This window comes from Kitasatospora setae KM-6054, from assembly GCF_000269985.1.
GTDB classification, from domain to species: Bacteria; Actinomycetota; Actinomycetes; order Streptomycetales; family Streptomycetaceae; genus Kitasatospora; species Kitasatospora setae.
Map to the genome: position 1 here is coordinate 5,442,595 of NC_016109.1, position 23,503 is coordinate 5,466,097.

General features: G+C 72.5%; 18 protein-coding genes and 1 riboswitch. Of the genes, 6 read left to right on the forward strand and 12 right to left on the reverse strand.

Annotation, left to right across the window (positions count from 1 at the left end; all coding sequences use genetic code 11):
* Positions 1 to 24: 24 nt before the first annotated feature.
* The 4 genes from KSE_RS24280 (at position 25) to def (ending at position 4,604) form a co-directional block, all read left to right on the forward strand.
* Positions 25 to 1,419 (forward strand): HD-GYP domain-containing protein, encoded by a 1,395-nt coding sequence (locus KSE_RS24280; RefSeq protein ID WP_014137999.1) that lies wholly within the window; start codon positions 25 to 27, stop codon positions 1,417 to 1,419.
* Positions 1,416 to 2,771, forward strand: coding sequence for an HD-GYP domain-containing protein (locus KSE_RS24285; protein ID WP_014138000.1), 1,356 nt, complete (start codon positions 1,416 to 1,418; stop codon positions 2,769 to 2,771). Before KSE_RS24280 ends, KSE_RS24285 begins: the two co-directional genes overlap by 4 nt.
* A gap of 107 nt (positions 2,772 to 2,878) precedes the next feature.
* A complete protein-coding gene (locus KSE_RS24290) occupies positions 2,879 to 3,862 on the forward strand; it encodes a tetratricopeptide repeat protein (protein ID WP_014138001.1) in 984 nt (327 codons plus the stop codon).
* Positions 3,863 to 3,947: 85 nt separating this feature from the next.
* Complete coding sequence (gene def, locus KSE_RS24295; RefSeq protein ID WP_014138002.1) at positions 3,948 to 4,604, forward strand: peptide deformylase; 657 nt, start codon at positions 3,948 to 3,950, stop codon at positions 4,602 to 4,604.
* Positions 4,605 to 4,617: 13 nt separating this feature from the next.
* Here the strand turns inward: def and KSE_RS24300 are convergent, their stop codons facing one another.
* The 4 genes from KSE_RS24300 to KSE_RS24315 form a co-directional block, all read right to left on the reverse strand.
* The gene (locus KSE_RS24300) at positions 4,618 to 5,763 is read right to left on the reverse strand and encodes an acyltransferase family protein (RefSeq protein ID WP_014138003.1); all 1,146 of its coding nucleotides are present in this window, start codon (positions 5,761 to 5,763) and stop codon (positions 4,618 to 4,620) included.
* Positions 5,764 to 5,861: 98 nt separating this feature from the next.
* Positions 5,862 to 6,881 (reverse strand): ribonucleotide-diphosphate reductase subunit beta, encoded by a 1,020-nt coding sequence (locus KSE_RS24305; RefSeq protein WP_014138004.1) that lies wholly within the window; start codon positions 6,879 to 6,881, stop codon positions 5,862 to 5,864.
* On the reverse strand, positions 6,881 to 9,295 hold the full coding sequence (locus KSE_RS24310) for a ribonucleoside-diphosphate reductase subunit alpha (protein WP_014138005.1): 2,415 nt from the start codon (positions 9,293 to 9,295) through the stop codon (positions 6,881 to 6,883). The genes KSE_RS24305 and KSE_RS24310 overlap by 1 nt, the downstream gene beginning before the upstream one ends.
* 176 nt (positions 9,296 to 9,471) lie before the next feature.
* Positions 9,472 to 9,598, reverse strand: a riboswitch (cobalamin riboswitch).
* A gap of 103 nt (positions 9,599 to 9,701) precedes the next feature.
* Positions 9,702 to 10,196 (reverse strand): GNAT family N-acetyltransferase, encoded by a 495-nt coding sequence (locus KSE_RS24315; RefSeq protein WP_014138006.1) that lies wholly within the window; start codon positions 10,194 to 10,196, stop codon positions 9,702 to 9,704.
* A gap of 269 nt (positions 10,197 to 10,465) precedes the next feature.
* Between KSE_RS24315 and KSE_RS24320 the strand changes: the two genes are divergently transcribed.
* Positions 10,466 to 11,437 carry a helix-turn-helix domain-containing protein gene (locus KSE_RS24320; RefSeq protein ID WP_014138007.1) on the forward strand — a complete coding sequence of 324 codons (972 nt, stop codon included), beginning with the start codon at positions 10,466 to 10,468 and terminating at the stop codon, positions 11,435 to 11,437.
* 105 nt (positions 11,438 to 11,542) lie between these two features.
* Here the strand turns inward: KSE_RS24320 and KSE_RS24325 are convergent, their stop codons facing one another.
* The 8 genes from KSE_RS24325 to KSE_RS24360 form a co-directional block, all read right to left on the reverse strand.
* The gene (locus KSE_RS24325) at positions 11,543 to 12,301 is read right to left on the reverse strand and encodes a histidine phosphatase family protein (RefSeq protein ID WP_014138008.1); all 759 of its coding nucleotides are present in this window, start codon (positions 12,299 to 12,301) and stop codon (positions 11,543 to 11,545) included.
* A gap of 164 nt (positions 12,302 to 12,465) precedes the next feature.
* Complete coding sequence (gene mctP, locus KSE_RS24330; RefSeq protein ID WP_193365978.1) at positions 12,466 to 14,049, reverse strand: monocarboxylate uptake permease MctP; 1,584 nt, start codon at positions 14,047 to 14,049, stop codon at positions 12,466 to 12,468.
* A gap of 20 nt (positions 14,050 to 14,069) precedes the next feature.
* Entirely contained in the window at positions 14,070 to 14,333 is a 264-nt protein-coding gene (locus KSE_RS24335) for a DUF3311 domain-containing protein (RefSeq protein ID WP_269450314.1), read from the reverse strand.
* A gap of 367 nt (positions 14,334 to 14,700) precedes the next feature.
* Positions 14,701 to 15,489, reverse strand: a complete 789-nt coding sequence (locus tag KSE_RS24340) for a GntR family transcriptional regulator (RefSeq protein WP_014138011.1) — start codon at positions 15,487 to 15,489, stop codon at positions 14,701 to 14,703.
* A 243-nt stretch (positions 15,490 to 15,732) separates the two neighbouring features.
* A complete protein-coding gene (locus tag KSE_RS24345) occupies positions 15,733 to 17,307 on the reverse strand; it encodes a glycoside hydrolase family 3 protein (RefSeq protein ID WP_014138012.1) in 1,575 nt (524 codons plus the stop codon).
* 62 nt (positions 17,308 to 17,369) lie between these two features.
* Positions 17,370 to 18,293: a carbohydrate ABC transporter permease gene (locus tag KSE_RS24350; RefSeq protein WP_014138013.1), complete on the reverse strand. Its 924-nt coding sequence runs from the start codon at positions 18,291 to 18,293 to the stop codon at positions 17,370 to 17,372.
* The gene (locus KSE_RS24355) at positions 18,290 to 19,279 is read right to left on the reverse strand and encodes a carbohydrate ABC transporter permease (RefSeq protein WP_033259932.1); all 990 of its coding nucleotides are present in this window, start codon (positions 19,277 to 19,279) and stop codon (positions 18,290 to 18,292) included. The genes KSE_RS24350 and KSE_RS24355 overlap by 4 nt, the downstream gene beginning before the upstream one ends.
* Before the next feature lie 161 nt (positions 19,280 to 19,440).
* On the reverse strand, positions 19,441 to 20,736 hold the full coding sequence (locus tag KSE_RS24360) for an extracellular solute-binding protein (RefSeq protein WP_197540716.1): 1,296 nt from the start codon (positions 20,734 to 20,736) through the stop codon (positions 19,441 to 19,443).
* 1,288 nt (positions 20,737 to 22,024) lie between these two features.
* Here KSE_RS24360 and KSE_RS24365 point away from each other — a divergent pair.
* Positions 22,025 to 23,329: an extracellular solute-binding protein gene (locus KSE_RS24365; RefSeq protein WP_014138016.1), complete on the forward strand. Its 1,305-nt coding sequence runs from the start codon at positions 22,025 to 22,027 to the stop codon at positions 23,327 to 23,329.
* The last annotated feature ends 174 nt before the right edge of the window (positions 23,330 to 23,503 follow it).

A 23,503-nucleotide genomic window follows, 5' to 3' on the forward strand; every position in this document is an offset into this window, starting at 1 on the left:
GCCGCCGTCCTGCCGGGCCGGGCCGTGCTCTACCTGGCCGCCGTCCTGACGGCCGCGGCCGCCGTGCTGCTGCCGCTGGCCGCGGCCGGACCCGAGTTCGACTGGCCCCGGATCGGCCTGCTCGCCCTGCTGCACCTGTGCCTGGAGTCGCTGGCCCAGGGCGCCCGCACCCCGTGCGCCCGGATCTGGCGCTGGGTCCGCGGCCGCTCCGCCGACGAGGCGCACGCCGACCCGCGCGGCAGCGGCTTCTTCCCCGTCCTGTTCGCCGGCGTGCTGATGCTGCCGCCCGCCGCCGCCGCCCTGGTCGCGCTGCCGGGCGCGCTGCTCGGCCCGGCCGCCCCGCCGCGCGGGCCGCGCCGGCTGTGGAACGGCGCCCAGCTGGCGCTGGCCGCGGCCGCCGCCGCCGAGGTGTTCCGGCTGCTCGGCGGCGCCCGGCTGCTGCTCGGCACCAGGTTCCCCGGCGCCGCGCTCGGCGCCCTGGCCGCGATCCTGACGTTCTGCCTGGTCAACGGCGTGCTGGTGGCCGGGATGATCCGGCTGACCCGCGGCGCGGTCGGCCCGGGCGCGCTGGGCGCGCTGCGCCGGGCCGCGCCCGCGGCGCTGCTGCACGGCGCCGGCGGGCTGATGATCGCGGTGCTCTGGCAGGGCCCGTACGGGGCGTTCGCCGCGGTGCTCGGGCTGCTGCCGCTGACCATCACCGCCTGGCTGTCCGCGCAGGGCCACCGCGAGCGGGCCGCCCACCGGGCCACCGTGCAGGCGCTGGTGCAGGCCGTCGAGATCAAGGACGCGTACACCCGCGGCCACAGCGAACGGGTCGGCCGGGCCTCGGTGCTGATCGCCCGCCAGCTCGGCCTGGCCGAGGAGCGGGTCCGCACGCTGCACTTCGCGGGCACCCTGCACGACGTCGGCAAGCTCGCCGTGGCGACCGAACTGCTGCGCCGCAACGGCCCGTTGACCGACGCGGAGCGGCGCGCGGTGGAGGTGCACCCGGTGTTCGGGCACGAGCTGGTGCGCCAGCTGGACTTCCTCGGCGAGGGCCGGGACGGCATCCTGCACCACCACGAGCGGATGGACGGCCGCGGCTACCCGCACGGGCTGGCCGGCGAGCGGATCCCCGAGTTCGCCCGGATCATCTCGGTCGCCGACGCCTTCGACTCGATGACCTCCACCCGCTCCTACCGGCGCGGCCGGCCCGTCCCGGAGGCGGTCGCCGAACTGGAGCGCTGCGCGGGCAGCCAGTTCGACCCGGTGATGGTCGGCGCGCTGGTCCGGGCGGTCGCCGAGCACGGCTGGCAGCCCGAGCCGCCGCCGCCCGGCGGCTGGGACGGCGAGGTGCCGGACATCCCGCTCGGCGTGCCCGAACCGGCCCGGCTGCCCCAGCAGAGCGGCACCGGCCTGCCGACCGGGGGAGCGGCGTGAACACCCGCCGCCCCGCCCCGGCCGACCTGCTGTTCGCGCTGGCCGGGCTGCTCGGCGCCGCCGCCGCCGTGCACGCCCTGGCCGACGGCGTCGCCCAGGGCGGCGTCGCGCTGGCCTTCGCCGGACTGGTCGCGCTCGGCCAGTGCGCCGGGCCCGCGCTGCCCGGCGACCGCGAGCCCGCGCCGGTCGCCACCGCCGTCGCCCTCGCGTACGCCCTGCTCGGGCCGCTGCACGGGCTGCCCACCACGCACGGCGTGCTGCAGGTCACCGCCGTCACCGCGGTCGGCACGGCGGCCGGGCTCGGCGCCCAGTACGCCGGGCGGCGGGCGCTCGCCGCCGCCCGCCACCGGCCCTGCGTCCCGCCGGTCGGGCTGGACGCCGCCGCCCGCCGGCTGGTCACCGTGGCGTTCGCCGCGCTGCTGTTCCAGCCGCTGTACAATGCGGGCGTCACCGACCGGCTGTCCGGGCCCGCGTACGGGGCGCTGCTGGCGGGCGTGGCCGCGCTGGCCGCGCTCGGCGACGCGGTGCTGGCCGCCGCCCAGCAGTGCGCCCGGACCGGGCTGCGGTACGCCGCCGCGCTGGACGACCAGCTGCACGCGCTGCTCGGCATCGGCTCCGCGCAGGTCGCCACCGGGCTGCTGCTGAGCCTGCTCGCCGGGGAGGCCGGGCTGTGGGCGCTGCCGGTGTTCTGCCTGCCGCTGCTGCTCGCCCAGGCGTCGTTCCGGCGGGCCGTCGCGGTCCGGGCCACCACCGGGCAGACCATCGAGACGCTGGCCCGGGCCACCGAGATCGCCGGCTACACCACCCCCGGGCACGCCCGCCGGGTCGCCGACACGGCGTGCGCGCTGGGGCGCGAGCTCGGGCTCGGCAGCCGCGAGCTGACGCTGCTGGAGTACGCCGCGCTGATGCACGACATCGGGCAGCTGTCGCTGGTCGAACCGGTGCCGGGCGGGGCGACCGCGCTGCTGCCGGACGGCGAGCAGCAGCGGATCGCCCGGCTCGGCAGCGAGGTGATCCAGCGCACCGGGGTGCCCCGGCAGGTGTGGCAGCAGGTCGCCCGGCTCGCCGACCCGTGCCGGCTGGCCGACGGCCGGCACGACCCGACGCTGCCGCTGGCCTCCCGGATCATCCGGGTCGCCAACGCCCACGACGACCTGCGCACCGCCGCCGCCGACCGCCCCCGGACCGGCGCCCGGGCCGGCGCCCGCGCCGTCCTCGACCCGCTGGAGCACCTGCGGCTGGACGCCGGGCACGGCTACGACCCGGTGGTGCTGGAGGCGCTGGGCCGGCTCGGCCGCCGCGGCCACCGGGCGGCCCGCGGCCCGGACCGGGGCCGCTGCCCGGCGGCCTGAATGGCCGCGCGGGGCGCGCGGCCGGGGGCGGCCGTGGTTGGATGCGGTCGTGGCGGGAAGACCCGGAGGCGGGGCGACCCGGTGACGACCGACGGCAAGGGACCAACGTGAGGATCTTCCACCGCGCACGGCACCGTCCGTCGGCGACCTGGCGGCAGACCACCGACCGTGCGTTCACGCTGATCGGCGACGGCCGCTACGAGGACGCCGGGGCGCTGCTGGTGATGGCCGCCGACCTGGAGCCGTGGCTGTCCGACTCCTGGTTCAACCTGGCCCTGCTGCACAAGTTCCGCCGCGACTGGGAGCAGGCCCGCTCGGCCGGCCTGCGCGCCGTCGCCCTGCTCGACCGCCAGCACGGCGCCCCGGACTGGTGGAACCTCGGCATCACCGCGACCGCCCTGCAGGACTGGCCGCTGGCCCGCCGCGCCTGGCAGGCGTACGGGCTGCGGCTGCCCGGCGGGCCCGGCCTGGACGGGCCGATCGAGCTCGACCTGGGCACCACCCCGGTGCGGCTCTCCCCGGACGGCGAGTCCGAGGTGGTGTGGGGGCGGCGGCTCGACCCGGCCCGGATCGAGGTGCTGTCGATCCCGCTGCCGTCCTCCGGCCGCCGCTGGGGCGAGGTGGTGCTGCACGACGGCGCCCCGCACGGCGAGCGGGTCGCCGACGGCGTCGCCTACCCGGTCTTCGACGAGATCGAGCTGTGGGCGCCGTCCCCGGTGCCGACCTGGGTGGTGCTGCTGCAGGCCGCCACCGCCGCCGACCGGGACGCGCTGGAGAAGACCGTCGCCGACGCCGGGTACGCGGCCGAGGACTGGACGTCCTCGGTGCGGCTGCTGTGCCGCACCTGCTCGGAGTCCCGGATGGCGATCGACGACGGCCACACCGCGCACCACGACCCGCACGACGACGGCGACCCGCTGCACCCCGGCCACCTCAGCCACCTCAGCCAGGGCTCGGCCGGCGGCCCCTGGCAGGTCGAGCGGGAGTGCGGGATCGCCGCGCCGGCCGGCCTGGTCCGCTCCCTGCTGGAGCGCTGGGCCGCCGCCTCCCCGGCCACCCGCGCCTACCGGGACCTCGAAGAGGTCTGCTGACCCGCCGGGAGGTGCCGCCCGCCCCGGCCGCGCCCCGTACCCTGGACCGGTACAGCAGGCGGACGGACGAAAGCGGAAGCGAGCGATGGCCGAGCAGCACGACCACCACCACGGACACGACCACGCGCACGACCACGACCACGACCACGGTCACGAGGACGGCGGGGTGCCGCGCGTGGTCGGCGAGGGGCCCGACCTGAGCAAGGGCACCGCGCGTCCGATCACCGTGGTCGGCAACCCGGTGCTGCACCGCGAGGTCAGGACGGTCACCGCGTTCGACGGCGAGCTGTCCGCGCTGATCGACGACATGTTCCAGTCGATGTACGCGGCCGAGGGCGTCGGCCTGGCCGCCAACCAGATCGGCGTCGACCTGAAGGTCTTCGTCTACGACTGCCCCGACGACGAGGGCGTCCGGCACGTCGGCCACGTGGTCAACCCGGTGCTGGAGGAGCTCCCGGCCGGCCGCCGGGCGCTGGACGACAGCCAGGAGGGCTGCCTGTCCGTCCCCACCGCCTACCAGGAGCTGGCCCGCCCCGACTACGCGGCCGTCACCGGCCAGGACAAGGACGGCAACCCGATCCGGGTCGAGGGCACCGGCTTCTTCGCCCGCTGCCTCCAGCACGAGACCGACCACCTGTACGGGTACCTGTACATCGACCGGCTCTCCAAGCGCGACCGCAAGGACGCGCTGCGGCAGATGGCCGACGGCACCCCGAAGTACGCCACCGTCCCGAACGACTGACGGCCGCCCGGGGTCAGTGCTTGCGCAGGTCGACCAGGCCGCGTTCGATGCCGCGCTTGAGGCGGGGGGCGAGCGGGCGCTCGATCAGGCGGTGGACCAGCCAGGCGCCGACCAGCATCACCGCCACCACGGAGGCGACCAGGGCGTAGGGGCCCATCGACCGGCGGAAGTGGTGGATCAGGATGAAGCCCGGGTACTCGTGGATCAGGTACAGCGGGTAGGTGAGGGCGCCGGCGGTGGTGAGCCACTTCCACTGGATCCGGTTGAACCAGCCCAGCGCGACCGCGAGCATCACCAGGTAGAAGACCGTGATCAGCGCGAAGGTCCGGTCGTAGGAGAGCGGCAGCCAGTTGATCTCGGCGACGATGGTGCGCAGGTGCCAGACGGACAGGGCCCAGGAGACGCCGACCAGGCCCAGGTTGATCAGGGTCGGGCCGAAGCGGTGGACCAGGAACAGCGCGACGCCGGCCACGAAGTAGCTCGAGTACCGCGGGAAGAACAGGGTGTCGAGCAGCGGCACGTCGGTGTGCGCGAGGTAGACGGAGAGGATCGTCCACCCGGCGCAGAAGGCGACCACCTTGCGGTAGGTCAGGCCGCCGATGAGCAGCAGGCCGAAGAGGAAGTAGAAGCGCAGCTCGACCCAGAGCGTCCAGTAGACGCCGTCGACGTGGACGGCGCCGATCCCCTCCTGGGCCATCGTCAGGTTGGCGATGACGTTGGGGTAGGACTCCGCGGTGATCCGCGCGGCCCACGGCGGCCGGACGGCGAACAGCGCGGCGGCGGTGGCCAGCACGGCGAACCAGTAGGCGGGGAAGAGCCGGGTGATCCGGGAGGTGGCGAAGTCGCCGAGCGACCGGCCCCAGCAGGACATGCAGACCACGAAGCCGCTGATCAGGAAGAAGAACTCGACCCCGGCCCAGCCGTACATGGTCAGGGCGTGCAGCCGGGGCATGAAGTGCGCGGCCTTGTCGCCCCAGACCGCCAGCTCGCGGTCCTGTCCGGTGTAGTGGTAGAGCACCACGGCCAGTGCCGCCAGCAGCCGCAGGCCGTCCAGGACGTACAGCCGGGGGCGTCGCGGCCCCCGGGCCCCGGGCGCCCCGTCGGCCTGCGAGGGCAGCCGGGGGTGGGCCGCCGGCGTGGTGGTGCTGGTGCTGCTCATGGGGTCCTCGGATCGATGAGGAGTGGAGGCGTACGACGCCGAATGTCCGGCCCCGTAGGATACGGGGCCGGACATTCGGCGCAGCAGTGCGGGGCGGCCTAGAAGTCGTCGTCGAAGGAGACCGAGCCCTCGACGGCGATCTGGTAGGCGGAGACCCGGCGCTCGAAGAAGTTGGTCAGCTCCTGGACGTTCTGCAGCTCCATGAAGCCGAACGGGTTGGTCGAGCCGTACCGGATCGGCAGGCCGAGGCGGGCGAGGCGCTGGTCGGCGACGGCCTGCAGGTACTCGCGCATCGACTCGGTGTTCATGCCGGGCAGGCCCTCGCCGCACAGGTCGCGGGCGAACTGGAGCTCGGCCTCGACGGCCTCCTCCAGCATCTCGGTGACCTGCCGGGCCATCTTGTCGTCGAAGAGGTCGGGCTCCTCCTCGCGGACGGTGTCGACCACGGAGAACGCGAAGTCCATGTGCATCGACTCGTCGCGGAACACCCAGTTGGTGCCGGTGGCCAGGCCGTGCAGCAGGCCGCGGCTGCGGAACCAGTACACGTAGGCGAACGCGCCGTAGAAGAACAGGCCCTCGACGCAGGCCGCGAAGCAGATCAGGTTGAGCAGGAAGGCCCGGCGGTCCTCCTTGGACCGGAGCGAGTCGATGTGGTCGACCGCGTTCATGTACTTGAAGCAGAACTGGGCCTTCTGCGCGATGGAGGGGATGTTCTCCACCGCGGCGAAGGCGGCGTTGCGGTCCTCCGGGTCGGGCAGGTAGGTGTCCAGCAGCGTCAGGTAGAACTGGACGTGCACGGCCTCCTCGAACAGCTGCCGCGACAGGTAGAGCCGGGCCTCGGGGGAGTTGATGTGCTTGTAGAGGCTCAGCACCACGTTGTTGGAGACGATCGAGTCACCGGTGGCGAAGAACGCGACCAGCCGGCCGATCATGTGCCGCTCGCCCTCGGAGAGCTTGGCGAGGTCGGCGACGTCGGAGTGCAGGTCCACCTCCTCCACGGTCCAGGTGTTCTTGATCGCGTCCCGGTACCGGTCGTAGAACGACGGGTAGCGCATCGGGCGCAGGGTCAGCTCGAAGCCCGGGTCGAGCAGCATCTTCTTGCGGTCTTCGGTGCTCATTACTGGCAGGCCTCGCAGGACTCGGGGTTCTCCAGCGAGCAGGCGATGGCGTCCTGCTCGGCCTGGGAGAGGGTGGGGGTCTGCACCGGGACGGGGGCGGCGGTGCGGGCGGCGCCGGGCGCGGCCTGGGCGATCCGGGTCGCCGGGCGGGAGCGCAGGTAGTAGGTGGTCTTCAGACCGACCTTCCAGGCGTACGAGTACATCGAGGAGAGCTTGCCGATGGTCGGCGCCGCCATGAACAGGTTCAGCGACTGGCTCTGGTCGATGTAGGGCTGGCGCGCGGCGGCCAGGTCGATCAGCGCCCGCTGCGGCAGCTCCCACGCCGTGCGGTACAGCGAACGGACCTCCTGCGGCAGCCAGTTGAACTCCTGGATGGAGCCGTTGGCGTCGCGCAGCGCGTCCCGGGTCTGCTGGTCCCAGACGCCGAGCTCCTTGAGCTCGCGCACCAGGTACGGGTTGACCTGGAGGAACTCGCCGGAGAGGGTCTCGCGCTTGAACAGGTTGGAGACCTGCGGCTCGATGCACTCGTACACGCCGGCGATGGACGCGATGGTCGCGGTCGGGGCGATCGCCAGCAGCAGCGAGTTGCGCAGGCCGACCTCGGCGATCCGGGCGCGCAGCGCGTCCCAGCGCTCGGTCCACTGCGGGTTCGCCGCGCCGAAGTGGTCGACGTGCAGCTGGCCGCGGGCCGCCCGGGTCTCGCCGTACGCCTCGTGCCGGCCGAACCGCTCGGCCAGGTCGGCGGAGCGCTCGTACGCGGTGAGCATGATCCGCTCGGCGATCAGGGTGGAGAGGGCGACCGCCTCGGCGGAGTCGAAGTCGATCCGCAGCTGGAAGAAGACGTCCTGCAGGCCCATCACGCCCAGGCCGACCGGGCGCCAGCGGGAGTTGGACGTCCCGGCCTCGGTGGTCGGGTAGAAGTTGATGTCGATCACGCGGTCGAGGAAGGTCACCGCGGTGCGGACGGTGGCGTCCAGGCGGTCCCAGTCCATCGCGTTCAGCAGGTCGGCGGCGGTGGCGCCGGGGGCGACGTGCGCGCCCAGGTTGACCGAGCCGAGGTTGCAGACCGCGGTCTCGGAGTCGTCGGTGACCTCCAGGATCTCGGTGCACAGGTTCGAGGAGTGCACCGTGCGGCCCGGCAGCGCGGTCTGGTTGGCGGCCCGGTTGGAGGCGTCCTTGAAGGTCATCCAGCCGTTGCCGGTCTGCGCCAGGGTGCGCATCATCCGGGCGTACAGGGTCTGCGCGGGGATGGTGCGCACGGCCTTGCCCGCCAGCTCGGCCTTCACGTACGCCTCGTCGAAGTCGGCGCCCCACAGGTCGACCAGCTCCGGCACGTCCGCCGGGGAGAACAGCGACCAGTCGGCGTTGGCGTTCACCCGGCGCATGAACTCGTCCGGGATCCAGTGCGCCAGGTTCAGGTTGTGGGTGCGCCGGGCCTCCTCGCCGGTGTTGTCGCGGAGCTCCAGGAACTCCTCGATGTCGGCGTGCCAGGTCTCCAGGTACACGCAGGCCGCGCCCTTGCGCCGACCGCCCTGGTTGACCGCCGCCACGGAGGAGTCCAGGGTGCGCAGGAACGGGACGATGCCGTTCGACTGGCCGTTGGTGCCGCGGATCAGCGAGCCGCGCGAGCGGATCCGCGAGTAGGACAGGCCGATGCCGCCGGCGTGCTTGGACAGCCGGGCGATCTGCGCGTACCGGTTGTAGATCGAGTCCAGGTTGTCCAGCGGCGAGTCCAGCAGGTAGCAGGAGGACATCTGCGGGTGCCGGGTGCCGGAGTTGAACAGCGTCGGCGAGCTGGTCAGGTACTCCAGCCGGCTCATCAGGGTGTACAGCTCGGCGACCTCGCGCACCGACTCCTCGGAGGTGCCGACCGCCAGGCCCGCCGCCACCCGGAGCAGGAAGTGCTGCGGGGTCTCGACCACCTTGCGGGTGATCGGGTGGCGCAGCAGGTAGCGGGACTGCACGGTGCGCAGGCCGAAGTACTCGAAGCGGTCGTCGCCCGCCTCGTCCACCAGCGAGTCGAACAGGTCGGCGTGCGCGGCCACGAAGGCGGCGGTCGCGTCGCCGATCAGGCCCTCGGCGTGGCCCACGGCCACCGAGGAGGAGAACGAGGTGACCTGCTGGGTGGCGGCCTCGTCGCGGATCTCCAGCGCCAGCAGGCGGGCGGCCAGCTTCGAGTACTGCGGGTCCTCGGCGATCATCGACGCGGCGGCCTCGACGGCCAGCCCGCGGAGCTCGGCGAAGTCCGAACCGGCGTGCCGGCCGCGCAGGGCGGCGGCGGCGACGTGGCCGGGGTCCACCTGGGGGAGGTCGGTGCTGCGGTCGGTGAGCAGCCGGAGCAACGCCGCACCGGGGTCGGTGAAGGCGTCGGCGGATCCCTGGGACGGCAGGGTGACTGAGGCGGCGACGGTCAAGGCGCACTCTCTCCTGTGGCGGCGGCGGACGTGGCTCGGGGTGTCCGGGACCGCACGCGGCCAGGGGAAGGCGGCACGGGGGAACGAGAACGCGTTCCGGCGCGCGAAGACCCACCCCCGGTCCGCCCGCGAGACCGGACGGCAAAGCTGTGCTGCACAAGGCGTCTGCGGGGATGCCGTGTCGCACACCGTCGGCAGGTCCTCGGACTGCGCGGGCGTCGCTACAGCCCGCTCACCGTTGCGGGGCAGCCCCGGACTTTCACCGGGTTCCCCTGCGTCGACAGCGAGAGTGAGCATACATGTTGTGGTGGCTGGATCTGGAAGCACCAGATGTAGTAGCGCGTGTCGCGGCGGTGGCGCCGCGCGTAGACAACGAAAACGGCGCCGGAGCCGCCTCGGAACCGCCTCAGAACCGCATCGTGTAGACCATCAGGTCGGTGCCGGGCACCGGCGACCAGTCCCGCTCGGGCGTCCGGACGAAGCCCAGGGCCTCGTAGATCCGGTGCGCGGCGGTCATCGCCGGACGGGTGGAGAACGCCATCCCGCCCAGCCCGAGTTCCCGGCTGCGGGCGATCGACGCCTCCACCAGGGCCCGGCCGACGCCCCGGCCGCGGGCCGCCGGCCCGACCGCGAGCATCCGTATCTCGCCCTCGCCGGGCCCGGCGGTGTCCGCCCACGGGGTGCCGCCGGGCGCGAAGGTCACGCAGCCGAGCACGGCTCCGGAACCGTCGACGGCGACCAGGAGCTCGGCCTCCCGGTCGCGCCGGGCGGCGTCGCGGAGGAGCTCGACGTACGGCGAGTCGGGACGGGTGTGGCCGTCGCCGACGAAGGCCGCGACGCTGACCTCCCCGGCACCGGCGAGGTCGTGGACGAGGGCGCGGCGGACGATCGGAGGCTGCATCCGGACAGTGTGCCGGACCGGCGGCGGCGCGGGTCGGCCAGGTCCGGGTCGAAGGGGTAGCCGGTCGGGCGGTGGACGGTGTCGCGGCCGGTCCGGCCGTGGCGCTCCAGGTCGCGGCCGACCAGGGCGCCGATGAGGCCGAAACCGCCGAGGAGGCCCAGCAGGGCGAGTGCGGTGGTCATGCCTCCACTCTCCGCCCCCGGCCCCCGGCCGACGAGTGGCAGGAACGCACCATTGCCACGAAATCCTGCCACTGCCATCCTGGACCGATGCGGAAGCTCGACAACGTCGCCGTGGTGGTCCTCGAAGAGATCCACCCCTTCGAACTGGGCGTGGCCTGCGAGGTGTTCGGCCTCGACCGGAGCGCCTCCGGCCTGCCGGTCTACGACTTCGCCCTGGTCGGCGACCGGCCGGGGCCGATGCGCACCCACGCCGGCTTCACCGTCGACGTCCCGCACGGGCCCGAGCGGCTCGCCGACGCCGACCTGGTCATCGCCACCGCCACCGGCATCCGCGCCCACTACCCCGAACCGCTGCTCGCCGCGCTGCGGGCCGCCCACGACCGCGGCGCCCACCTGCTGTCGATCTGCTCCGGCAGCTTCCTGCTCGGCGCCGCCGGCCTGCTCGACGGCCGGCGCTGCACCACCCACTGGCAGTACGCCGAGCTGATGGCCGAGCGCTTCCCGCTGACCACCGTCGAACCCGACGTGCTGTACGTCGACGACGACCCGGTGATCACCTCGGCCGGCACCGCCGCCGGCATCGACGCCTGCCTGCACCTGGTCCGCAAGGTCCAGGGCGCCGAGGTGGCCCGGGCGATCGCCCGCCGGATGGTCGTCGCCCCGCACCGGGACGGCGGCCAGGCCCAGTTCATCAACCGGCCGCTGCCCGAGTGCGAGGGCGACGCGCTGACCGCCGTGCTGGAGTGGATGCGCCGCCACCTCGACCGGGAGACCGGCGTCGACCAGCTCGCCCGGCTCGCCCACATGTCGCCCCGGACCTTCGCCCGCCGCTTCCGGCAGGAGACCGGCACCACCCCGCACCGCTGGCTCACCGGCCAGCGGGTGCTGTTCGCCCAGCACCTGCTGGAGTCCACCGGCGAGAGCGTCGACGCGGTCGCCGCCCGCTGCGGCTTCGGCAACGCCGCCGCGCTCCGGCACCACTTCGGCCGCCGGCTCGGCACCACCCCGCTGGCCTACCGGCGGGCGTTCGGCGGCCCGGGACGGGCCGCCGGGGCGTAGCGGGGGCCCGGGCTCAGGGCGGCAGGGCGGGCAGGGCGGCAGGACAGGCAGGGCGGCAGGACAGGCAGGGCGGCAGGACAGGCAGGGCGGCAGGACGGGCAGGGCTCAGGACGTCAGGTGGCCGGTCTGGTTCCAGCTGGACGGGCGCAGCCGCCCCCCGTCGGCCCGCCAGACGCTGGCCGAGCAGTTCGCCACCGGGTCCAGCGCCAGCAGCTCGTCCTCGGTGAGCCGGTCCAGCACGTGCCGCAGCATCAGCACCGTGCAGTCGTGCGCGACCACCAGCACCGGCCGGCCCGCCTCCTCCTCGCCCAGGTCGCGCAGCAGGCCGCGGACCCGCAGCGCCACGTCCAGCCAGGACTCGCCGCCCGGCGGCCGGTAGTACAGCTCGCCCATCCGCCGCCGGCGGGCCGCCTCGGCGGGGTGGTCGCGCTCGATCGCGGCCTTGGTGAGCATCTCCAGCACGCCCAGCTCGCGGTCGCGCAGCCGCTCGTCGTAGCGCACCGCCAGGCCGACCGGGACGGCGCCGAGGCCGGACGCCTGGGCGAGCGCGATCCGGGCGGTCTCGGCGGTGCGCACGTACGGCGAGCACCAGACCGAGCGCGGCCGGTCGGCGGGCGGCCGTTCGGCCCACCAGCGGCCCAGGTCGCGGGCCTGGTCCTGGCCGTGCAGGGAGAGCGGGATGTCGGCGTCCCGGCAGGTGATCGGGACGGCGAGCGCCCCGCTGGCGTCCGCCTGCCGGAACTCCACGTTGGCGGTCGACTCGCCGTGCCGGGTGGCGATCAGCACCGAGGGCAGGCGGAGCGGCGGCTCCGGCCGCTCCGCCTCCGGCCGGTGCCCGTTGCGCAGCGTGCTCAGGTCGGTCATGGCGGTGGCTCCCGGTGGTCGTCGGCGCGTGCGGTGTGTCGTCTCTCCCGGTCTCTCCGCCGAACGGCCGGTCATAACAGACGATCGCGCCGTCACCCCGGTGTCGATCGGGGCAACGGCGCGACCAGAGGGCGCACGGACGCACGGTGTGCGCCCCCGGTGCGTCAGTGCGCCGCCGCGGGCTGCGGAGCGTGCTCCAGCGCCTCGTCGCCGGCCTCGGCGGAGTAGTCGGCCCGCGCCGTCTCGTCGGCGCCCTCCGGGGCCTTCAGGGCCCGCAGCACCAGTGTCAGGACCACCGCCACCACCGCGTTCAGCACGAACGCGGTCAGGCCGATGTAGCCGGTCTGGCCGATCCCCGGGATCTCCGTGCTGTTGCCGGCGAAGTGCTTGACCTTCGGGGTGGACACCCCCCACGCCTGCCACGTCCCGTACACCATGCCGACCGCCCAGCCCGCCAGCAGCGCCCAGCGGTGGAACCAGCGGGTGAACAGGCCCGCGACCAGCGCCACCGCGGTCTGCAGGATCCACAGGCCGCCCAGCAGCTGGAAGTTGATCGCCGCCTGCTTGTCCAGCACCAGCACGAACGCCAGCGCGCCGACCTTCACCAGCAGCGAGGCGAGCTTCGCCACCCGGGTCTCCTCGGCCGGCGTCGCGCCCGGCTTCAGGAACTCCTTGTAGACGTTGCGGGTGAACAGGTTCGCCGCCGCGATCGACATGATCGCGGCCGGCACCAGCGCCCCGATCCCGATCGCCGCGAACGCCACCCCGGTGAACCAGGACGGGAACATGTCCGCGAACAGCTGCGGCACCGCCAGCTGGCTGTTGAAGTTCGGCACGCCCTTGCCCACCCCGGCCGCGATCGCCAGGAAGCCGAGCAGCGCCAGCAGCCCCAGCATCAGCGAGTACGCGGGCAGGATCGCCATGTTCCGGCGCACCGTGTTGCGCGACTTCGACGCCAGCACGCCGGTCACCGAGTGCGGGTACATGAACAGCGCCAGCGCCGACCCGAACGCCAGCGTCGCGTACGCCCACTGCTTGTCCGGGCCGAGGATCAGCTTGCCCGCCGAGCCCGGCGCCGAGAACTTCCGCGCCGCGGAGTCGAACACGCTCCCGTAGCCGCCCAGCCGCATCGGGATGTACACCACCGCGACCAGGATCACCACGTACACCAGCGCGTCCTTCACGAACGCGATCAGCGCCGGCGCCCGCAGCCCCGACGAGTACGTGTACGCGGCCAGCACGCCGAACGCCACGAACAGCGGCAGGTCCTGCAGGAACCAGTTCCCGCTGCCGCCCACGCCCAGCACGTCCAGCACCGCCTGGATGCCGACCAGCTGCAGCGCGATGTACGGCATCGTCGCCAGGATGCCGGTCAGCGCCACCGCCACCGACAGCCCCCGCGACCCGTACCGGCCGCGCACGAAGTCGGCCGGCGTCACGTACCCGTGCACCCGGGAGACCGACCACAGCCGGGGCAGGAACAGGAACACCAGCGGGTACGCGATGATCGTGTACGGCACCGCGAAGAAGCCCATCGCGCCGGTCGCGTAGACCGCCGCCGGCACCGCGACGAAGGTGTACGCCGTGTACAGGTCGCCGCCGAGCAGGAACCAGGTCACCCAGGTCCCGAAGCTCCGGCCGCCCAGGCCCCACTCGTGCAGGTGCTGGGCGTCGTCCGGCCGCCGCCAGCGCGAGGCCAGGAAGCCCATCACCGTCACCAGGACGAAGAACAGCAGGAAGACCGTCATCGCGGTCCAGTCCACGTGCTTCACGCCCGGCCCCCGTCCAGCGGCCCGGAGACGGCCCCGGAGACGGCGGAGGCGGCCCGGCGGGCCGCCTCGTCACGCCTGAGCAACAGGTACGCCGCGCCGGAGAACACCGCCGACAGCGGCACCCACAGCAGCTGGTACCAGTAGAAGAACGGCATCCCGCCGAGATCCGGCGCGGCCTTGCGGTAGGACGGCACCCACAGCATCACCACGATCGGCACCAGCAGGCACAGGCCCGCCAGCACCCGGGCGGCGGACACCACGGGCGGGGCGCCCGGAGCGCCCGAAGGAGGAGGGAACGGGGACGACGACGGCACGAGCGGCTCCCGGAGGCTGACGAGGAGTCACCTCAGTGGCGCCGCAACGCACACGGCCGTGCGTCCGCCGAGCAGCACCCTCGGTGATCGGAAGGTCCCCGCGAGGCTAGGGCAGACGGGTGACCCTTGTCACTACCCCGTCAACCGGGAACCCGGCGACCACCCGAACGTGTCGGACGCGGACGCGTCAGGCCGGCCGGTTCAGGCGCGTGATGCTGCGTCGTCCCGGAGGAACCGGAAGAGCCGGTGGTCAGGCCGGCCGGTTCAGCCGCGTGATGCTGCGTCGTCCCGGAGGAACCGGAAGAGCCGGTGGTCAGGCCGGCCGGTTCAGCCGCGTGATGAACTTGTAGCGGTCGCCCCGGTAGATCGAGCGCACCCACTCCACCGGCGCGCCGTCCGCGTCGAAGGAGTGCCGGGACAGCTGCAGCATCGGCAGGCCCAGGTCGGAGCCGAGCAGGCCGGCCTCGCGCGGGTTGGCGAGGGTGGTCTCGATGGTCTCCTCGGCCTCGGCGACCGTCACCCCGTAGACCTCGCGCAGCGCCGTGTAGAGCGAGTTGTGCTTGGCCAGGTTGCGGCGGAGCGCCGGGAAGCGCTTGGCGGACAGGTGGGCGACCTCGATCGCCATCGGGTCGCCGTTGGCCAGCCGCAGGCGCTCGATCCGCAGCACCCGGCCGCCGGGCTTGATGTCCAGCAGCGGGGCCAGCCGCTCGTCGGCGGAGATGTAGGCGACCTCGACCAGCCGGGAGGTCGGCTCCAGGCCCTGGGCGCGCATGTCCTCGGTGTACGAGGTGAGCTGGAGGGCCTGGGCGACCTTCGGCTTGGCGACGAAGGTGCCCTTGCCCTGGATGCGCTCCAGCCGGCCCTCGACGACCAGCTCCTGCAGGGCCTGCCGGACGGTGGTGCGCGAGGTGTCGAACTGGGCGGCCAGCGCGCGCTCCGGCGGGACCGGCGTGCCGGCCGGCTGGGTCTCGGTCAGCTGCAGCAGGTGCCGCTTGAGGCCGTAGTACTTGGGGACCCGGGCCGTGGCGGTGGCAGGGCCGGTCTGGGTCGGCACGGTGGAGCCTTCGGCGAGCGCCGCCGCCGTGTCCCTGTCGCCACTCATGGCAGCTCTCACTCCTCGTTGGAGGCGGTCCCTTAACGGACCCCTAAGTCCTATGTAACAGCACATGTTTGCACGCACGGGGGGACAACCGTGAGCCCCCGGCCGCATTCGCCGCCGCCGGACGGCCCGCGGACCGGTCGGCGGCGGCCCCGGAGCCCGGCCGAGCGGCCCGGACCCGCCGCCGGACGCACGACGGGCCCGGGACCGGCGCAGGGCGCCCGTCCCGGGCCCGTCCCGAGTGTCTCAGCCGGCCTGGGCGGCCGTCACCGCGAGCCCCGCGAGGGCCTCCGCGGCCGCGATCGCGCAGACCCGCGACCCGCCGTAGGTGGCCAGCGTGGTCACCCCGCTCGGGGCGAACAGCTCGGCGACCCCGTGGGCGGTGCCGGTCTCCACCAGCACCGCGTCCGGCCGGTGCTCGACCAGGGCCAGCGCGGCCCGGCGCATCCACGGGTGCCGGTGCACGTCGCGCACCACCAGCACCAGCGGACGGCCGACCGCCGCGCCGAGCAGCGGGGCGGTGTCGATCTCGGCGTCCTCGGCGGCCACCTCGACGTGCAGCAGGCCGGAGCCCTCGGTCACGGTCGCGGGCGGCGCGACCCGGCTGGAGGTGGTGCCCGGCACCAGCTCGCCCAGCGGGCTCGCCACGCCCCACGGGGTCTCGTCGCCGGCCGCGATGTTCGCGCCCGGGGAGAACTCCACCACGTGCGGGACGCCGCCCAGCGGGCGGAGCTCGCCGGTGATCCGCAGCGCCCGGCGGGCGGCGGTCAGGCCGACGCCGACCTCGGCCTGCTGCCCGACCTGGGAGGCCCGGACACCGGCCGACCAGCGGGCCACGGCCCGGTTGCGCTCGGCCGCCTCGTGCAGGCGGTCGGCCGACAGCCGGCCCTCGCGGACCGCCCAGACCAGCGCGTCGCGCAGGTAGACGAAGGCGTCCTCGTCGTGCAGGCCGCCGCCGACGCAGATGGTGTCGGCGCCGGCCGCGATGGCCCGCACCGAGCCGGCCGCGACGCCGTGGGTGCCGGAGATGGCGCCCATCTCGATGCCGTCGGTGACGATCAGCCCGTCGAAGCCGAGCTCCTCGCGGAGCAGGCCGGTCAGGATCCGCTGCGACATGGTCGCGGGGAGCTGGGCGTCGTAGGCGTCGAACAGGATGTGCGCCGTCATGATGCTCTTCACGCCGGCCGCGATGGCGGCGCGGAACGGCAGCAGGTGCTCGGCGAACTGGTCCAGCGCGAGGTCGATCCGCGGCAGCCCGAGGTGCGAGTCGCCGGCCGTGTCGCCGTGGCCGGGGAAGTGCTTGGCGCAGGCCGCCACGCCGGCCGACTGCAGGCCGCGGACGTACGCCGCGGTGTGCCGGGCGGCCAGGTCGCCGTCGCCGCCGAAGGACCGGACGCCGATCACCGGGTTGTCCGGGTTGGAGTTGACGTCCGCGTCCGGCGCGTAGTTCAGGTTCACGCCGACGCTGGACAGGTCGAACCCGATCGAGCGGGCGACCCGCTCGGTGAGGTCGGTGTCGTCGACCTCACCGAGCGCCAGGTTGCCCGGGTAGGAGGAGCCGCTGACCACCTCGAGGCGGGTGACGTCGCCGCCCTCCTCGTCGGTGGCGACCAGCAGGTCCCCGTTGAGCGCGTACAGCTCCGAGGTCAGCGCGGCGACCTGCTGCGGGGTGCGGATGTTGCGGCCGAACAGGGCGACGCCGCCGAGCTCGCCGTCGCCCAGTCTGCGACGCAGCCACTCGGGCGCGGTCAGACCGGCGAAGCCGGGCTGCAGGACCGCTCCGGCGTCGCGGAGGAGATCGGCGCTTTCCGTACCGGGCATCGCCTTGTTTCCTTCCCTGGAGGTGGAGGTGTTTCAGGTGCGGTGGGGGTGAGGAAGGGGGCTTAGCCCTTGACCGCACCGGCGGTGAGACCCGCCGACACCTTCTTCTGGAAGAACACGAACAGGATGATCACGGGCAGCGAGACGAGCAGGCCGCCGGCCATCTGCGAGCCGTAGTCGGCGGCGCGGGTCGGGGTCGACGAGTAGAACGTCAGCCAGATCATCGAGGTCTTCGTGCCGGCGGTGTTCAGCAGGGTGCTGGCGACCACGAACTCGTTCCACGCCTGGATCCAGCTGTACACCGCGGTGGTGACCAGGCCGGGCAGGGTGAGCGGCAGGATGACGCGGAAGAACGCGCCCCACTGGGTGCAGCCGTCGACCATCGCGGCCTCGTCCAGCTCCGCCGGGATGTTCACGATGAAGGAACGCAGCGTCCAGATCACGTACGGGACGGTGAAGACCAGGTAGGCGAGGATCACACCGACCAGCGAGCCGGTCATGCCGGCGCTGTTCATCACGACGAACAGGGGGATCAGGATCGCCATCAGCGGCACCATCTGGACCACCAGCATGGTGACGATGAAGAAGCTGCGGCCGCGGAAGTTGAACCGGGCCACGGCCACGGCGGCGAGGAAGCCGACCGCGACACCCAGGACCACCGCACCGAGGGTGAGGATCAGGGTGTTCTGCAGGGCCGGCAGGAAGTCCTTGTCGTCGAAGATCGTCTTGTAGCTGTCGAAGGACAGCGAGGACGGCCAGAACGTCGGGTCCTGTGAGATCAGGTCCTTGTTGGTCTTGAAGGTGGTCAGGACCATCCAGTAGATGGGGAAGGCCATCACGACCGCGATCAGCAGGGCGATGGTGTTCCAGACCCAGGTCATCGCGCCGCTGCGGCCGACCTCGGTCTCCTTGGACTTCTTCGGCTTCTTGACCGGAGGGAGGGCGGACTGCTGCGCCTCGGGAGCGGTGGGAAGGACGTCGGTCATCGCTCGTTGGCTCCGATCTTGAGCATCTGGCGGATGTAGAACACGAGCACCGCCAGCATCATGAGGATCATGACGATCGAGATCACCGAGGCCTCGCTGTACCGGGAGGACACGATGCCCTGCTGGTACAGGTAGGTGCCGATGGTCCGGTAGCCCGGCTCGGGGGCGGCGTTGCGCAGCGAGTAGATCTGGGCGAAGACCTGGAAGTCCCAGATGAAGCTCAGTGCGGCGCTGATCATCAGGAAGGGCCGGATGACCGGGATGGTCACGTGCCGGAAGGCCTGGAAGGGGTTGGCGCCGTCGAGCTTGGCGGCCTCCATCAGCTCCTTGGGCACCTGGGTGAGCGCGGCGTACAGGCCCAGGACGAGGAACGGCAGGGCGCCCCAGATGATGACGGCGGCACCGACCACGTAGAGGCCGACCGTCGGGTCGGCGAACCAGTCGTAGTGCTTCCAGGTCTCGTCGCCGGTGATCAGGAAGGCGATGTAGTCGACCACGCCGCCGTTGGACGAGAACAGCCAGCGGAAGATCTGGCCGTTGACCAGCGCCGGGATCGCCCAGACGAACATCATCACGGTGATGACGGTGACCCGGACCCAGTTGGAGACCCGGTTGAGCAGCAGCGCGATCAGCATGCTGAGCGCCATCGAGATGAAGACCAGCTCCGCGGTGAAGTAGATCGAGCGGAGCACGACCTCCCAGAACGCGTTGTCGCTCAGCACCCGGGTGAACCCGTCGAAGCCGATGTACTCGGCCCGCTCCGGGTGCGCCAGCAGGGCGTAGCGGTTGACGTTCTGGAACGCCAGGTCGATCAGGCGGTACACCGGGTACGCCAGAACGCCCACGAGCGCGAGCACCGCGGGCAGCAGGAGGGTGTAGGGAATGTACTGGCCGGCCGCGAAGACGCCGCGCCGCTGCGGCTTCTTCACCGGGGCAGGCCCCTGGCTCTCGGACCGCGTCACGGTCTCGTTGGTGGTCACACTCATCAGGGTCCTTCCCGGGCCCGCGGATCTGGTCGGTCCTGGCGCACGGGTAGGCAGTCCGCGCGTTCGCGGACTGCCCACCCCCTAACCTGCGCTCAGTGCGGTGGTCCGTCCGGGGAGATCCGACGGAACTCCCCGGGCCGACCTGCGGTTCATTCCGGCTGTCAGCCGTTCAGGCTCTTGAGGACGCCGTCCTCGGCCTTCTTGAGCTCGGCCGCCGGGTCGCCACCGGCCGCGATCGCGCCGAAGGCGTCCTTCAGAGCGGTCTCGTTGGTGCCGGACCACAGCGGGGAGTTCGGGATGAACCAGGTCTTGCCCTCGGCGGCGGCACCGGCGGCCTCGTTGGCCGGAGCGGCCTGCTTGTAGACCGAGACCAGGTTCTTCGCGTTCGGGATCGCGTGCTTGGCCAGCGCGGTCTGCTGCGCGGTGTTGGTGAAGATCTGCAGGAAGGTCGCGCCCAGGCCGGCGTTCTTCGCGCTGGACGGGACGCCCAGGACCGAACCGCCGAGGAAGGCCGGGGTCGGGTCGCCGGCGGCGGCACCCGGGAGGGCGATGGTGGCGAGCTTGTCCTTCAGCGCCGGGTTGCCGGACTTCTCGTCGACGACCGAGCCGACCTCCCAGCCGTTGCCGACGATGGCGGCGATGTTGCCCTTCGCCATCAGCGCGTCCTGGTCGGTCTCGTCGGAGGTGGTGCCGCCGACCGAGAAGTCCTTCTGCAGCTTGTTCCAGGTGGAGATGCCCTCGACGAACTTCGGGTCGGTGAGGGTGCTGGTCCACTTCTCGCCGGACTTCTTGGCGATGACGTCCTTGACACCGAAAGAGCCGGCGCCGAAGGAGGTGGCGGTGTACCAGTTCTTGCCCGGGAGGTACAGGGCGGAGAAGTTCGGGGTGCCGGCGTTGGCGGCCTTGACCTTGGTCAGGGCGTCGTTCAGCTCGGCCAGGGTGGTCGGGGCCTTGGTCACACCGGCGGCCTCGAAGAGGTCCTTGCGGTAGATCATGACGCGGGCGCCGGCGTAGTACGGGACGGCGTAGGTCTTGGAGCCGTCGGCGGACTGGCCGGCCGCGGCCAGCGAGTCCAGCCACTTGTCCGAGTTGTCGAACTTGCTCTTGACCGAGGTGAGGTCGACGAACGAGTCGGCGTCGAAGTACTTGGCACCCTGGGTGTTGCCGAGCTCGATGGCGTCGGGGGCGTTGCCGGAGAGCAGGGCGGTGTCGAGCTTGGTGGTGTAGTTCGACCAGGTCTGCCACTGGATGTCGACGTCGGCGCCGGTCTTCTGCTTGAACTCGGCCTTCGCGGCCTCGACCACGTCGTTCCACTGCTTCTGGGCGTCGTCCATCAGCCAGACGGTGATCTTCTTGCCCTTGCCGTCCGTGCTGAGGACCTCGCCCTTCGACTTGCCGTCGGAAGAAGCAGACGAGGAGCAAGCCGAGGCGACGAGCACAGTGGCGATAGCGGCCACGGCTGCGATCTTGCGGTTCAAACCATCCTCCAGAGGGATGAGCAAGGTAAGGCACCGGGCTGCTTGGCCGACCGGCCGGGAGCTGCGTTGTGCCGTAAGGGGGGAACGTCACCGGGTCACACGAGTACGAACCGCCGGGGCCGGCGGGCCGATCCGTGAGGTGGAGTAGACCATTGGTTTAGACCAACGCCTGGAGGTTGGCATGGACCAATGACGAGCGTCAAGGGTTCAAAGAGCGGTTGCACAAGCCGTTATCAACGCTTGACTCGGCCGTGTTGGACTGGACCAACGCGGGGAGGAATCGGCACCTATCCGGACACTTGGACGGCCGGACCGCGTGGCGGCCGTTCGGCACGCGGCACATCTGTGGGTTCATGTCAAGTACGCCCCGCAGGACGGGGGCGGCACGGGGGGCGGCAAGGGTGCGGCACGGGTGCGGGCCCCGGGGCGGCACCGGGCCGCCGTCGGCGGGCGCGGGGTGGACCACCGCCGGGGCCGGCGCGGGCGGCGGCCGAAAGCCGCGGGCCGGGCCGCTAATCGCCCCGGCCTAATGGACCGGGCGAATACCGGCCGCCGGGCCCGCCCCGGCTTTCCCGCCCCGGCCGCCAATACCGGGCCGGGAATCACCGCCCGGACTTCCGCGGATTTCCCGGGATCCGGGCGTTCCCGCCGCCCGGTGCGGGGCGCGCGCCCCGCGCTTTCCGCCGCCCCGGCCGCGCGCCGGCCGTGCGCCGGGCCCGGCCCGGGGCGGGGCGGCCGGGACGCTGACGACGGCGCGCGCGCGAGGGACCGGAGCGGCCGGGCGGGCGCCGTCGCAGGTCGGGCGGCCGGGCGGGGCTCCGGCGGCCGGCGGCGGGGCGGCGCGGATCCCGGCCGGGAGGGAAGTCGTGCGTACTCGACCACCGGCGGCCCGGGCCGGCCGGCCCGGCGGGGGAGGGCTCCGGCGCCCCCGGCGGCCGGTCCGGGGCGGTCCGAGCCCGGGCGGGGCGGCGGCCGGGCGGCGAATCCGGCGGATCGGGGCCCGGGAAATCGCCCGCCCGGGGATTTCCGGAATTGCCCTTGATCCATTCTTCTCACCCAGGGTCACCTTAAGTGAGCCTAAAGTCATCCCCGGGCCGGTTCCCCGCCGGGGGTTGACGTGGCTGGACCAAGGAAGACAACGGATTGACAACGAGGTGGGCGCGAAACCGCACCCGCGTTGACGTCCCAAAATGGTCTAGGCCAAGATCCGAAAATCTGGTCTGTACCACTCTGCGCAGACCTCCCCGCCCCGAACCGGAGGACCGCGTTGAAGCGTCAGGTACTGGCCACGCTCAGCACAGCCGCCCTGCTGGCCACCGCCGCGGGCTGCACGTCCGGTAGCTCGTCGCCCGCCTCGACCGACGTCGAGGGGAAGAACGCGACCGGCACCGTGACCGTGTGGCTGATGGACGACGCCCAGAAGAGCTGGCCCGATCTGGTGCAGCAGGTGAACGACGAGTTCGCCGCGAAGTACCCCAACGTCCAGATCAAGCTGAGCTACCACAAGTGGGAGGAGAAGATCTCCGACCTGGACGCCGCCTTCGCCTCCGGCCAGGCCCCCGACGTGGTCGAGCTCGGCAACACCGAGACCCTGAAGTACATCGTCAACGGCTCGCTGCTCAAGCTGGAGCGCGGCACCTTCGACAACTCCGACAACTGGATCAAGGGCCTCGCCGACACCTGCACCTACAAGGAGACGCTCTACTGCGTCCCCTACTACACCGGCGCCCGGGTCAGCATCTACAACTCGAAGATGCTCCAGGACGGGGCCGGCATCGCCGAGCTCCCGCAGAACGAGGACGACATGCTCGCCGCCCTCGACAAGGTCGCCGCCAAGTACAAGAACAGCGCCAACTACTCCTCGCTGTACCTGCCCGGCAACTACTGGTACGCCGCGATGTCCTACGTCGCCGCGTACGGCGGCTCGATCGCCAAGTTCGACGCCGGCGGCAACTGGCACGGCACCCTGCACGAGCCCAAGTCCCAGCAGGGCCTGCAGCACTTCGTCGACCTGGTGCGGAAGTACAACAAGAGCGGCGACTACAAGATCAACGAGTCCGATCAGGCCAAGGTGCTCGGCCACGAGAAGGCCGGCCTGATCTACGCCAACGGCTGGGAGCTCGGCATCGCCACCGCGCCGATCACCGGCACCCCGGCGCTGGAGGGCTCGCTGAAGATCGCCGCGATGCCCGGCCCGAACGGCAAGCCGCTGCCCTCCTTCATCGGCGGCTCCGACCTGGCGGTCACCGCCAAGTCGCAGAACGCCAAGGTCGCCGCCGACTGGGTGCGGATGTTCACCAGCACCAAGTCCGAGCAGCTGCTGGCCGACAAGGACACCCTGCCGAACAACCTGGTCCAGCTCGCCCCGCTGAAGAACAAGCCCGCCACCTCCGCGGCGGCCAACGCGGTGCAGGACGCCTGGTTCACCCCGCTGGCCCCCGGCTGGGGCACGATCGAGAAGCAGAACGTCCTGGTCAACATGCTGAACGCGATCTTCGCGGGCAAGAGCGTCGACCAGGCCACCAAGGAGGCCGACGCCCAGATCGACGAGCTGATCAACAACGCGGGCTGACCCGCCGCCCGGCCGGACCGGCCGACGTCCCGCCCCTTGAGACCGGGCCCCGCCGCACCCCCTCGGAGTGTGCCGCGGGGCCCGGTCGCACGTAGGATCGGGGCAGAACAGTTCCACGCAGCGAGGGTGCGGACTCGCCGCCGTTCAGAGGTCCCCGTCGGGCGTCCCGCCCCA

Coding starts and splice junctions, on each gene's coding strand:
- def (WP_014138002.1), top strand. CDS start 3,948: ATGGCCGAGCAGCACGACCACCACCACGGACACGACCACGCGCACGAC.
- KSE_RS24300 (WP_014138003.1), bottom strand. CDS start 5,763: ATGAGCAGCACCAGCACCACCACGCCGGCGGCCCACCCCCGGCTGCCC.
- KSE_RS24305 (WP_014138004.1), bottom strand. CDS start 6,881: ATGAGCACCGAAGACCGCAAGAAGATGCTGCTCGACCCGGGCTTCGAG.
- KSE_RS24315 (WP_014138006.1), bottom strand. CDS start 10,196: ATGCAGCCTCCGATCGTCCGCCGCGCCCTCGTCCACGACCTCGCCGGT.
- KSE_RS24320 (WP_014138007.1), top strand. CDS start 10,466: ATGCGGAAGCTCGACAACGTCGCCGTGGTGGTCCTCGAAGAGATCCAC.
- KSE_RS24325 (WP_014138008.1), bottom strand. CDS start 12,301: ATGACCGACCTGAGCACGCTGCGCAACGGGCACCGGCCGGAGGCGGAG.
- mctP (WP_193365978.1), bottom strand. CDS start 14,049: ATGACGGTCTTCCTGCTGTTCTTCGTCCTGGTGACGGTGATGGGCTTC.
- KSE_RS24340 (WP_014138011.1), bottom strand. CDS start 15,489: ATGAGTGGCGACAGGGACACGGCGGCGGCGCTCGCCGAAGGCTCCACC.
- KSE_RS24345 (WP_014138012.1), bottom strand. CDS start 17,307: ATGCCCGGTACGGAAAGCGCCGATCTCCTCCGCGACGCCGGAGCGGTC.
- KSE_RS24350 (WP_014138013.1), bottom strand. CDS start 18,293: ATGACCGACGTCCTTCCCACCGCTCCCGAGGCGCAGCAGTCCGCCCTC.
- KSE_RS24355 (WP_033259932.1), bottom strand. CDS start 19,279: ATGAGTGTGACCACCAACGAGACCGTGACGCGGTCCGAGAGCCAGGGG.